Origin of the sequence: Pseudomonas sp. AP19, from assembly GCF_001728855.1 — a bacterium.
GTDB classification, from domain to species: Bacteria; Pseudomonadota; Gammaproteobacteria; order Pseudomonadales; family Pseudomonadaceae; genus Aquipseudomonas; species Aquipseudomonas fluorescens.
In genome coordinates this window covers 94,034-105,380 of the sequence record NZ_LXJP01000021.1, presented here as the reverse complement: position 1 = coordinate 105,380, position 11,347 = coordinate 94,034, and the positions used below count along the sequence as shown (strand labels likewise).

Annotated in this window: 10 protein-coding genes; 5 read left to right on the top strand and 5 right to left on the bottom strand. The window is 61.5% G+C overall.

Annotation, left to right across the window (positions count from 1 at the left end):
* Window positions 1–179: 179 nt before the first annotated feature.
* Window positions 180–1,238, bottom strand: coding sequence for a tetratricopeptide repeat protein (locus tag A7D21_RS16440; protein WP_069552162.1), 1,059 nt, complete (start codon window positions 1,236–1,238; stop codon window positions 180–182).
* A gap of 76 nt (window positions 1,239–1,314) precedes the next feature.
* Entirely contained in the window at window positions 1,315–2,208 is an 894-nt protein-coding gene (locus tag A7D21_RS16435; protein ID WP_069552161.1) for a bestrophin family protein, read from the bottom strand.
* A 223-nt stretch (window positions 2,209–2,431) separates the two neighbouring features.
* Here A7D21_RS16435 and A7D21_RS16430 point away from each other — a divergent pair, with 223 nt between their 5' ends.
* Genes A7D21_RS16430 through A7D21_RS16410 form a run of 5 tightly spaced genes read left to right on the top strand, consistent with a single transcriptional unit; the run spans window position 2,432 to window position 7,989 of the window.
* A complete protein-coding gene (locus A7D21_RS16430) occupies window positions 2,432–4,081 on the top strand; it encodes an AMP-binding protein (RefSeq protein WP_069552160.1) in 1,650 nt (549 codons plus the stop codon).
* Between the two features lie 21 nt (window positions 4,082–4,102).
* Window positions 4,103–4,870, top strand: coding sequence for an SDR family NAD(P)-dependent oxidoreductase (locus tag A7D21_RS16425; protein WP_069552159.1), 768 nt, complete (start codon window positions 4,103–4,105; stop codon window positions 4,868–4,870).
* Between the two features lie 12 nt (window positions 4,871–4,882).
* Window positions 4,883–6,067 carry an acetyl-CoA C-acyltransferase gene (locus A7D21_RS16420; RefSeq protein ID WP_069552158.1) on the top strand — a complete coding sequence of 395 codons (1,185 nt, stop codon included), beginning with the start codon at window positions 4,883–4,885 and terminating at the stop codon, window positions 6,065–6,067.
* A gap of 9 nt (window positions 6,068–6,076) precedes the next feature.
* A complete protein-coding gene (locus A7D21_RS16415; protein WP_053255995.1) occupies window positions 6,077–7,204 on the top strand; it encodes an acyl-CoA dehydrogenase in 1,128 nt (375 codons plus the stop codon).
* An 11-nt stretch (window positions 7,205–7,215) separates the two neighbouring features.
* A complete protein-coding gene (locus tag A7D21_RS16410) occupies window positions 7,216–7,989 on the top strand; it encodes an enoyl-CoA hydratase (RefSeq protein WP_069552157.1) in 774 nt (257 codons plus the stop codon).
* A gap of 206 nt (window positions 7,990–8,195) precedes the next feature.
* Here A7D21_RS16410 and A7D21_RS16405 read toward each other — a convergent pair whose 3' ends face one another.
* The 3 genes from A7D21_RS16405 to A7D21_RS16395 all read right to left on the bottom strand — a co-directional run bounded on the left by A7D21_RS16405 (window position 8,196) and on the right by A7D21_RS16395 (window position 11,311).
* A complete protein-coding gene (locus A7D21_RS16405; protein WP_069552156.1) occupies window positions 8,196–9,347 on the bottom strand; it encodes an acyl-CoA dehydrogenase family protein in 1,152 nt (383 codons plus the stop codon).
* A 3-nt stretch (window positions 9,348–9,350) separates the two neighbouring features.
* A complete protein-coding gene (locus A7D21_RS16400) occupies window positions 9,351–10,469 on the bottom strand; it encodes an enoyl-CoA hydratase/isomerase family protein (protein ID WP_069552155.1) in 1,119 nt (372 codons plus the stop codon).
* Between the two features lie 131 nt (window positions 10,470–10,600).
* Entirely contained in the window at window positions 10,601–11,311 is a 711-nt protein-coding gene (locus A7D21_RS16395; RefSeq protein WP_069552154.1) for an HPP family protein, read from the bottom strand.
* Window positions 11,312–11,347: the final 36 nt, after the last annotated feature.

The window sequence follows — 11,347 nt, the reverse complement described above, 5'->3', positions numbered from 1 at the left end:
CCCCCTTTTCACTGAACAGCGCTTTGGATGTAGACAAGAAGTGCCCTCGGGTCACGTACAAGTAGAGGAGCGCACCGCCTTGGGCGCGCCATATTCACTTGACCGTAGTGGCCCGTAGCGGTTCAACGTTTTGCGCAATTTGTACAAGCCTGGCTAACTTTTATAACTTTTCGGTGCGGCTACAGGCCTTGCTGCAGGGCGGGATCATCCGGGTTTTGTTGCTCAAGTTGGGCGAGTAACACCTGGACGTTCTGCAACTGGCCGCTCTCTTTCCAGTAATTGACCAGCAGCACCCGCGCCTTGCGATTGGCCGGGTGGCGCTGGATGATTTCTTCCAGCTGACGCTGAGCCGCTTCCAATTCCTCCTGGGCGTGCAGGGTGGTGGCGAGGTCGTAACGGTAATCCTGATTGTCCGGCTCAAGCTCTACCGCTTTGGACAAACCGAGCAGGGCGTAGGGCCGTTCGCCGTGGTGCAAGAGCCACATGCCCAGGGCGTGTTGCAAGTATGCCGACTCGGGATGGGCCGCCAATTGGCGCGCCAGCAACTGGCGCGACTCATCGGTTTTGCCTTGTTTGTCCAAAAGCTCGATTTGTGCGACCACCGCCTGCAGATTGTCCGGCTGCATGCGCATGGCCTGCTCCAGTGCGTTTTGCGCCTCCGGCAGCAAGGCGCTGTGGATGTACAGGCGCGCCAGTTGAATCCAGCCTTCAGCTGTTTCGGGCTGGCCCTTGAGCTTTTTCACAAACTCATCCAGCACTTGCTGCAAGGGCCCGAAATACAGCCCCAGGGTATCCGGCGACAGGCCGAGCAAGGCATTCGCGGCGGCAAAGCGCACGTCTTGTTCAGGGTCATCCAGCACCGGGCCGAGTAACAGCGTGCGTTGGCCGCTGGGTACCAGGCCGACAATGCTGTGGATGGCCGCCTCGCGGACCAGTGGAGACTCATCGGCCAGGTCTTTATCGGCCAGTTTCAGCGCCTGTGGGCTGGGGTAATTGGGCAGTTCGGCATGCAATGCCGCGCGACGCTCGGGGGACAGGTCCGGCCGGCCGAGCTGTTGATACAGCACGCGCGCGGCCCCCGGCTCGCCATTACGTGCCTGCTTCAAGGCTTTGGAGTAGCCATGCGCAATCGCCGGTGGCACGGCCACTGGGCTGGAGCGGGAGAAAAACCAGGTGACCAACACAATTAATAACAGGGCGCACAGGCCGATGATGGAGTAACGGCGTGACTTTGACATGCAGGCGTCCAAAAGCAGGGGCGGCTATCGCAAAGCCATCAGCTTCGGTCAGACCACGGCGAGTGTCAAACCCGTGTCAGTTCAGCACGTATTCAACCGGCTCCAGCGCAGCTGGCAGCGCTGTTTCGCCGAGGGCGGCAAGAATCTCGCGCTCCAGAGTGCGTACGATCGCATTGCACGGCAAGTCGTTTTCATCGAAACCGAACGGGTCCTCCAGGTCGTCGCCGATTTCATCCAGGCCAAAGAAGGTGTAGCTCACGATGGCGGTGAACAGCGGCGTCAGCCAGCCCAATGGCTCGGCCATGGCAAACGGCAACAGAATGCAGAACAGGTAAATAGTGCGGTGCAGCAGCAGCGTGTAGGGGAAGGGCAGCGGCGTGCTTTTGATGCGCTCACACGACGCTTGCACCTGGCTCAGGCTGACCAGCCGGGTTTCCAGCTGAGTGTAGCGCCATTCGCTGATCGTGCCGCGTTCTGCCAGCAGCGAAAATTGCCCGCCCAGTTGCTGCAATACGCGGTCGGGGAGGTTGGGGTGCGCCTGCTCGACGCTGATCCACGGCTTGATGGCCCGGGCCTCATCTTCATGACGCAGGCGGGCGATCAAACCATGGGCAAAGCCGCACACACCGCGAAGCAGGGCGGCGCGCTCAAGCGCATCGGCCAGCACCTGGGTTTCGCGAATCAGCGAGCGCACCTCGATGACCATTTGCCCAAGTTGCTTGCGGCCTTCCCACCAGCGGTCATAACAGGCGTTATTGCGAAAACTCATGAAGATCGACAGCGACAGCCCAAGCAACGTGAAGGGCGTGGCGTTGACCTTGGAGAAATACGCCGGGTGCAGGGTTTCCACCAACACGATCACTGAGGCCAGTAACGTGACCAGCAGGCTGCGCAGGGCAATGCGCTTGGCAATCGAGCCCTTGAGGGAAAACAGGATGCCCAGCAGGTTGGGTTTGGGGCGAACGATCATGGAAGGCTTCTGTGGTGGCGCAGGCCATCAGGTTAGAAGCAAGCACCGTGGGCGTCCAATCACTTGGACTGACCGGCTGATCAGCGCAATCAATGATTGGCCAAACCAGTCAGCGAAGTTGAAGGCTTTGACCATTGCTGCGTAATCGCTCCAGAGCGACTATTTCAACGATTGTTGTCCTCAAAACCGTCATCAAAATAAAAACACAGAAGGGTTTGAAGCAATGCGTGACTACCTGGCCGCTACGACTGAATTCGATTACCAGCACACCGTTGACGCCGCGCTGGCCGGCAATCTTCAGGCGCTCAATGCCTGCGTGGAATGCTGCGACCGGCACGCGCTGCCGGGGCGCATCGCCCTGTTCTGGGAGGGCAAGGACGGGCAGAGCGCCACGTACACCTTCACCCAGTTGCAGGAGCAGGCGGCGCGCTTCGCCAATTTCCTGCAGGCCCAGGGCGTCAAACGCGGTCACAAGGTCGCGGGTCTGCTGCCGCGCACGGCTGAATTGCTGGTGGTGGTATTGGCAACGTGGCGCATCGGCGCGGTCTATCAGCCGTTGTTTACCGCGTTTGGCCCCAAAGCGATTGAGCATCGCCTGAGCAGCTCTGCAGCGGCACTGGTGGTCACCGATGCGGTCAACCGCCCCAAGCTGGCCGAGGTGCAGGGGTGCCCAACCATTGTGACGGTCGCCGGGGCCAAGGGTGAAGGCATTGTGCGGGGCGATTACAGTTTCTGGGCCGAATTGCCCCACTATTCCCCAGTGTGCGAGCCGGTGTTGCTGGGCGGCGATGATCCGTTCCTGCTGATGTTCACCTCGGGCACCACCGGGCCGTCGAAAGCGCTGTCGGTGCCGCTCAAGGCGATTGTTGCGTTTCAGAGCTACACCCGTGACGCGGTGGACCTGCGCCCCGAAGATGCGTTCTGGAACGTCGCCGACCCAGGCTGGGCCTACGGCATCTATTTCGGCGTGACCGGGCCGTTGTCCATGGGCCATCCGATCACCTTCTACGATGGCCCGTTCACCCTCGACAGTACCTGCCGGGTGATTAATAAATACGGGATTACCAACCTGACCGGCTCTCCCACCGCGTATCGCCTGCTGATTGCCGGTGGTGAGCAGTTCGCCCGTTCGATCAAGGGCAAGCTGCGCATTGTCAGCAGCGCCGGCGAACCGTTGAACCCGGAGGTGATCCGTTGGTTCGCCGATAACCTGGGGGTCACCATTCACGACCACTACGGCCAGACCGAACTCGGCATGGTGTTGTGCAACCACCATGGCCTGGCGCACCCGGTGCATGTTGGCTCGGCCGGCTTTGCCTCACCGGGGCATCGCATCGTGGTGCTGGATGACGATTATCAGGAGTTGCCCGCCGGGCAGCCGGGAATCCTCGCCATCGACCGTGAACAATCGCCGATGTGCTGGTTTGCCGGTTATGACGGGGTCAAGACCAAAGCCTTTGTGGGCAAGTACTACCTCAGTGGCGACACCGTCGAGCTGAACCCGGACGCCAGCATCAGTTTTGTCGGGCGCAGTGATGATGTGATCACCACCTCCGGTTACCGCGTGGGGCCGTTCGACGTGGAAAGCGCGCTGGTCGAGCACCCGGCTGTCATTGAGGCAGCAGTCGTCGGTAAACCCTGCCCGGAGCGCACCGAACTGGTGAAAGCGTTCGTGGTGCTCAACGCGCAATACCGCGCCACCCCACAACTTGCCGAGGAGCTGCGCCTGTACGTGCGCCAACGCCTGGCCGCCCATGCCTACCCACGGGAAATCGAATTCGTCAGTGACTTGCCCAAGACCCCGAGCGGCAAGCTGCAGCGCTTTATTTTGCGTAATCAGGAAATCGCCAAGGCCCAAGCGGCACTGGCTTGATCCACTTTTAAGGAAACAGTGATGCAGATTGAAAACAAGGTATTCCTGGTCAGCGGCGGTGCTTCGGGCCTCGGCGCGGCCACCGCGCAAATGCTCATCGCCGCCGGAGCCAAAGTGATGCTGGTGGACCTGAACGCCGAGGCCGTGGCGGCCAAAGCCCAACAGCTTGGCGAGAACGCCCGCAGCGTGGTGGCGGATATCAGCCAGGAAGCCGCGGCTGAAGCTGCCGTTCACGCCACCGTTGCAGCCTTTGGTGGTTTACATGGCCTGGTTAACTGCGCCGGTGTGGTACGCGGCGAGAAGATCCTCGGCAAGAACGGCCCCCACGGCCTGGCCAGCTTCGCCCAGGTGATCAACGTCAACCTGATCGGTAGCTTCAACCTGCTGCGCCTGGCCGCTGCGGCCATCGCTGACACCGAGGCGGATGCCGACGGTGAGCGCGGTGTAATCATCAACACCGCATCGGTGGCAGCGTTTGACGGGCAGATTGGCCAGGCGGCGTATTCCGCCTCCAAAGGCGCCATCGCCAGCCTGACCTTGCCCGCCGCGCGTGAATTGGCGCGCTATGGCATTCGGGTGATGACCATTGCCCCCGGCATTTTCGAAACGCCAATGATGGCGGGCATGACCCCCGAAGTGCGCGACTCCCTGGCCGCCGGCGTGCCGTTTCCGCCACGCCTGGGCAAACCGTCCGAATACGCTGCGCTGGTGCGACACATCATTGAAAACAGCATGCTCAATGGCGAGGTGATCCGTCTCGACGGTGCCTTGCGCATGGCTGCCAGGTAAGGAGGATTATCCATGAACGATCCGATCGTTATTGTCAGCGCCGTGCGCACGCCCATGGGCGGCTTCCAGGGCGACCTCAAAGGGCTGACCGCGCCGCAACTGGGCGCCGCCGCGATTCGCGCGGCGGTCGAGCGGGCCGGCATTGCGTCCGATGCCGTGGATGAAGTGCTGTTCGGCTGTGTACTGCCTGCAGGCCTGGGCCAGGCGCCTGCGCGTCAGGCGGCCCTGGGTGCCGGGCTGGACAAGGCCACCCGCTGCACCACGCTGAACAAGATGTGTGGCTCAGGCATGGAAGCGACCATGCTGGCCCACGACGCGCTGTTGGCCGGCAGTGTCGAGGTGGTGATCGCCGGTGGCATGGAGAGCATGTCCAACGCGCCGTACCTGCTGGACCGTGCGCGCAGCGGCTACCGCATGGGCCACGGCAAGGTGATCGACCATATGTTTCTCGACGGCCTGGAAGATGCGTATGACAAGGGTCGCCTGATGGGCACCTTTGCCGAAGACTGCGCCGAGCACAACGGGTTTACCCGTGAAGCCCAGGACGCATTTGCCATCGCCTCGCTGACCCGGGCGCAAGCGGCGATTACCGACGGCAGCTTCGCTGCGGAGATTGTCCCGGTACAGGTGACTGCCGGTAAAGAGCAAAAAACCATCGTGCATGACGAACAACCACCCAAGGCCAGGCTGGACAAGATCAGCAGCCTGAAACCGGCGTTTCGTGAAGGCGGCACGGTGACGGCGGCCAACGCCAGCTCGATCTCCGATGGTGCGGCGGCGTTGCTGCTGATGCGCCAGTCCGAGGCGCAAAAACGTGGTCTCAAGCCGCTGGCAGTGATCCACGGGCATGCGGCCTTTGCCGATGAGCCGGGGCTGTTTCCGGTGGCACCGGTGGGCGCGATTCGCAAGCTGATGAGCAAGACCGGCTGGCACCTGGGCGAGGTGGACTTGTTTGAGATCAACGAAGCCTTCGCGGTCGTCAGCCTGGTGACCATGAGCAAGCTGGAAATCCCCCACAGCAAGGTCAACGTGCACGGCGGCGCCTGTGCCTTGGGGCATCCGATCGGCGCCTCCGGCGCGCGCATTCTGGTGACCTTGCTCTCGGCCCTGCGCCAGAAAGGCCTCAAGCGCGGCGTTGCCGCCATCTGCATCGGCGGTGGTGAAGCCACGGCCATGGCCGTCGAATGTCTGTATTAAGGACTCAACATGCTGCCCAATGACGAACAAGTGCAAATCAGCGAGGCGGCCCGGCAATTTGCCCAGGAACGCCTGAAACCGTTCGCCGCCGAATGGGACCGCGAGCACCGTTTCCCCAAGGAAGCCATCGGCGAAATGGCCGAGCTGGGCTTTTTCGGCATGTTGGTGCCGGAGCAGTGGGGCGGTTGCGACACCGGCTACCTGGCCTATGCCATGGCGCTGGAAGAAATCGCCGCCGGTGACGGCGCCTGCTCGACCATCATGAGCGTGCACAACTCGGTGGGTTGCGTGCCGATTCTCAAGTTCGGCAACGATCAGCAGAAAGAACAGTTTCTCAAACCCTTGGCCAGTGGCGCCATGCTCGGTGCCTTCGCATTGACCGAGCCACAGGCAGGCTCTGATGCCAGCAGCCTGAAAACCCGTGCGCGCCTTGAAGGCGAGTATTACGTGCTCAATGGTTGCAAACAGTTCATCACCTCCGGGCAGAACGCCGGCATTGTGATTGTGTTTGCAGTCACCGACCCGGCAGCCGGCAAACGTGGGATCAGCGCGTTTATTGTGCCGACCGACTCGCCGGGCTACACGGTCGCGCGGGTGGAAGACAAGCTGGGCCAACACGCTTCCGACACGTGCCAGATTCTGTTTGAGGATGTGAAAGTGCCCGTCGCCAATCGCTTGGGCGAGGAGGGCGAAGGCTACAAGATCGCCCTGGCCAACCTCGAAGGCGGCCGCGTGGGGATTGCCTCGCAATCGGTGGGCATGGCCCGCGCCGCGTTTGAAGCGGCACGCGACTATGCACGCGAGCGTGAAAGCTTCGGTAAAGCGTTGATTGAACACCAGGCGGTGGCCTTCCGCCTGGCGGACATGGCCACTCAAATCGCGGTGGCCCGGCAGATGGTGCATTACGCCGCCGCCCTGCGCGACAGCGGCAAGCCGGCGCTGGTCGAAGCCTCCATGGCCAAACTGTTTGCTTCGGAAATGGCCGAGAAAGTCTGCTCGGCCGCCTTGCAAACCTTGGGCGGTTACGGTTACCTGAACGACTTCCCGTTGGAGCGGATCTACCGCGATGTGCGGGTCTGCCAGATTTACGAAGGCACCAGCGACATTCAACGCATGGTCATCTCACGCAATCTTTAAGGAGCCAATACATGAGTTACGAAACCATTTTGCTCGAAGTGCAGGGCCGCGTCGGGCTGATTACGCTTAATCGCCCGCAAGCGCTGAATGCCTTGAACGCGCAATTGGTCAGCGAGTTGAACCAGGCCCTCGACAGCCTGGAAGCTAACCCGGAAATCGGCTGCATCGTGTTGACCGGCTCAAAAAAAGCCTTCGCCGCCGGTGCCGACATCAAGGAAATGGCTGAGCTGACGTACCCGCAAATCTACCTCGACGACCTGTTCAGCGACAGTGACCGCGTGGCCAACCGCCGCAAGCCGATCATTGCGGCCGTTAACGGCTTCGCCTTGGGCGGCGGCTGCGAACTGGCGTTGATGTGCGACTTTATCCTGGCCGGTGATACGGCGAAGTTCGGTCAGCCGGAAATCAACCTCGGTGTATTGCCGGGCATGGGCGGCACGCAGCGCCTGACTCGCGCGGTGGGCAAGGCCAAGGCCATGGAAATGTGCCTGACCGGGCGCTTTATCGATGCGGTGGAAGCTGAGCGCTGCGGGATTGTCGCGCGCATTGTGCCGGCCGATGAACTGCTGGAAGAGGCGCTGAAAGTCGCCACGCTGATTGCGGGCAAGTCAGTACCGATCAGCATGATGGTCAAGGAAAGTGTGAACCGTGCGTTTGAAGTGAGCCTGTCCGAAGGCGTGCGCTTTGAACGTCGGGTGTTCCACGCAGCGTTTGCGACGCAAGACCAGAAGGAAGGCATGGCGGCATTTGTGGCCAAGCGCGCGCCTGAGTTCAAGGACCAGTAAGCTGACCCCAAAAACACGGTAGACCCCATGGTGGGAGCGGGCTTGCTCGCGAAAGCGGTGGGTCAATCAACATCAATGTTTGCTTCAGGCCGCCTTCGCGAGCAAGCCCGCTCCCACATTTGATCTTCGCTGCATTGAGCATTTCGTTCGCTTAACTGACTGGCATTAGGGCAAGCCCGCTCCCACAGGTGGGAGCGGCGTATCTGTCAGAGCTGGTAGTCCTTCAGTGCTCGGGCAATCACCATCCGCTGAATCTCACTGGTCCCTTCGTAAATCTGTGTAATCCTCGCATCCCGGTAGTAACGCTCCACCGGGTAATCCTCAAGATACCCATACCCGCCATGAATCTGCACCGCTGAAGAGCAGACCTTTTCGGCCATTTCCGAGGCAAACAGCTTGGCCTGGGAGGCTTCCGACAAGCACGGCTTGCCGGCACTGCGCAGGCGCGCGGCGTGCAGGATCAGCAAGCGTGCGGCGTTGAGCTGGGTTTGCATGTCTGCCAGCAGGTTGGCAATGCTCTGGTGCTCAATGATTGCCTGGTTGAATTGCACGCGATCACGGGCATACGCCAGCGCCGCCTCAAACGCCGCCCGTGCAATGCCCAGCGCTTGGGCGGCAATTCCGATGCGCCCGCCTTCGAGGTTGGACAGGGCAATGGCCAGGCCTTTACCGCGCTCACCCAGCAGGTTGGCTTCGGGCACGGTGCACTCGCTGAGTGTGACGGCGCAGGTATCCGAGGCGCGAATGCCCATCTTGTGTTCAGTGCGATCAACCACGAAGCCCGGCGTCTGGGTGGGCACCAGGAACGCGGAAATGCCCTTCTTGCCCAACGTCGAGTCAGTCACCGCAAACACAATGGCCAGCTTGGCGCGCTTGCCGTTGCTGACAAACTGCTTGGCGCCATTGATGACCCACTGGCCATCACGCAGTTCAGCGCGGGTCCGCAGGTTGTGGGCTTCGGAGCCGGCCTGGGGTTCGGTCAGGCAGAAGCAGCCGATGGCTTGGCCGCTGGCAAGGTCAGGCAGCCAGGTTTGTTTCTGCTCGTGTGTGCCGTAGTTGAGAAGTGGCCCGCAACCCACTGAGTTATGGATACTCATCAGTGCGCCGGTCGCGCCATCACCGGCGGAGATCTCTTCTACCGCCAGCGCATACGCCACGTAGTCGACATAGGTGCCGCCCCATTCTTCAGGTACCACCATGCCCAACAGGCCCAATTCACCCATTTTTGCGACCAGGGCGTCATCGATCCAGCCGGCTTTTTCCCAGGCTTGCGCATGCGGGGCGATTTCGCCACGGGCAAAGTCGCGCGCCATGTCACGGATCATTACCTGTTCTTCAGTGTATTCAATATCTTGCATGACCTATTTCCCACTCTGCACGAAGTCGCGGAAGAAGCTGTCGACATGGCTGGCGTCCAGCCCTTGGACAGTCGGCGGGTTCCAACGGGGGGCTTTGTCTTTATCGATGATCAGCGCCCGCACCCCTTCGATCAGGTCGCCGCGCTCGAACCACTGGCGATCCAGGTGCAGTTCCAGGGCAAAGCACTGCTCCAGCGGCAGACGGCGGCCACGGCGCAGCATTTTCAGGGTCACGGCCATGGCCAGCGGCGAGCGGGTTTGCATCAGCTCGACGGTGCTCAGGGCCCATTCGTGGCTGTCGGCGACGGTGACTTCCTGCAATTGCTCAATGATGCTCGGCACATCCGGCAAGGCGAAGAAATGGTCGATAGCAGGTCGCAGTGCGGCCAGGGGCGCATCGGGCAATTGCTGCACCGCCAGTTTGGCCAATACGCCTTGCAGGTCCTTGAGCGGTGAATCCTGCCATTGCAGTTGATTGAGCTTGTGGTCGAGGTCGCTGAGTTTGGCGCTGTCGATAGACCAGTCCGCCAAGCCGCAATACAGTGCGTCGGCCGCGCGAATCTGCACGCCGGTCAGGCCGAGGTAAATCCCCAGTTCGCCCGGAATACGCGGCAGGAAGTAGCTACCGCCCACATCCGGGAAATAGCCGATGGCCACTTCCGGCATGGCGAGGCGGCTGCGCTCGGTGACTACGCGCAGGTCGGCACCTTGCACCAGGCCCATGCCGCCGCCCAACACGAACCCGTCCATCAGCGCCAAGACAGGTTTGCGGTAATGATGAATGGCCAGGTCGAGTGCGTATTCTTCAACGAAAAAGGCTTGGTGCAGGGTGTCGCCGTTCTTGAAGCTGTCGTACAGCGAACGGATGTCACCACCGGCACAGAAGGCTTTTTCACCGGCGCCGCGCAGGACCACGGCGTAAACCTGCGGATCATCCGCCCAGGCCTGTAACTGCGCCGTCAGGCTGCGGACCATCTCCAGGGTGATGGCGTTCAAGCCTGTGGGGCGATTGAGGGTGAGGTGGCCGATATGGTTGCGCACCTCGGCCAGCACCTCGTGCTGGCGGCCCTCCGGTTGAAGAGCCTCGGCGTGGCTTGCTTCGGATGAAACCTGAGCAGTCATCTGTAACTCCCTGCTTTTATTGTTCTTTATCAAGATGTCCGTGAACGAACCTTCTCGCGATCGTACCAGTGCAAATTTGCCCCGTACAACCCGGAATCATGCAGGTCGTTTTTGCATTTATGCAGATCAGCTCACGCGACTCGGCCGGCCAGCACCTCGCCAATGCTGCGCCGCCGCGCATGGCCTTCGGCCGCGTGAATCAGTTGTTCCAGCTCGGCAGGTTGCACGTCGTAAAACTGCTCCATTTCGGCCATGGCCTGTTTCAGGTCGGCTGCGGTGATCGAGGCGTCCAGCGCCGGTGCAGCACGGCCGATGATGACCGCAGTCGACTCGACTGGACCCTTGGGATAGCGCGTGCGCGTGGCGTTGTTATAGGCCAGCGCACACGCGAGCAGGGCGCTCGCGCCGAGCATGACCGGGGCCAACTCGTGCCAACCCAGCGCGATTGAGGCCGGATCGGCAAGGACCAGGGTCATGGCCAGGCCACCGGCCGGTGGGTGCAAACAACGTAGCCAGCACATCAGGATGACGGTCATGCCGGCCGCCAGACACGCGCTGTCCAGGGTACGCCCGAGCACCCGTGCGACCAGCAACCCCACCACCGCAGCACATAAGTAGCTGCCGATGATCGACCAGGGCTGCGCCAACGCACCGGACGACACCGCAAACAGCAGCACGGCGGAAGCCCCGAGGGGGCCGAGCAGGTGCAGCGCGACGTCCATGCCAAAGAGCCGAGCACACACCCAGACACTGAAGAGCGTGCCCAAGGCCATGCCGATTGCGGCGCGGCTCCATTCGGCAGGGCGGGTATTGATTGCAGCGGGTAACCAGCGAGCGAGCATCGGAGCAGTCCGTAAATAACAGGCAAAAAAATAGGG

Bases quoted from the DNA above. Each gene is read 5' to 3' on its own strand.
- A7D21_RS16440 (WP_069552162.1), bottom strand. From the start codon at position 1,238: ATGTCAAAGTCACGCCGTTACTCCATCATCGGCCTGTGCGCCCTGTTA.
- A7D21_RS16435 (WP_069552161.1), bottom strand. From the start codon at position 2,208: ATGATCGTTCGCCCCAAACCCAACCTGCTGGGCATCCTGTTTTCCCTC.
- A7D21_RS16430 (WP_069552160.1), top strand. From the start codon at position 2,432: ATGCGTGACTACCTGGCCGCTACGACTGAATTCGATTACCAGCACACC.
- A7D21_RS16425 (WP_069552159.1), top strand. From the start codon at position 4,103: ATGCAGATTGAAAACAAGGTATTCCTGGTCAGCGGCGGTGCTTCGGGC.
- A7D21_RS16420 (WP_069552158.1), top strand. From the start codon at position 4,883: ATGAACGATCCGATCGTTATTGTCAGCGCCGTGCGCACGCCCATGGGC.
- A7D21_RS16415 (WP_053255995.1), top strand. From the start codon at position 6,077: ATGCTGCCCAATGACGAACAAGTGCAAATCAGCGAGGCGGCCCGGCAA.
- A7D21_RS16410 (WP_069552157.1), top strand. From the start codon at position 7,216: ATGAGTTACGAAACCATTTTGCTCGAAGTGCAGGGCCGCGTCGGGCTG.
- A7D21_RS16405 (WP_069552156.1), bottom strand. From the start codon at position 9,347: ATGCAAGATATTGAATACACTGAAGAACAGGTAATGATCCGTGACATG.
- A7D21_RS16400 (WP_069552155.1), bottom strand. From the start codon at position 10,469: ATGACTGCTCAGGTTTCATCCGAAGCAAGCCACGCCGAGGCTCTTCAA.
- A7D21_RS16395 (WP_069552154.1), bottom strand. From the start codon at position 11,311: ATGCTCGCTCGCTGGTTACCCGCTGCAATCAATACCCGCCCTGCCGAA.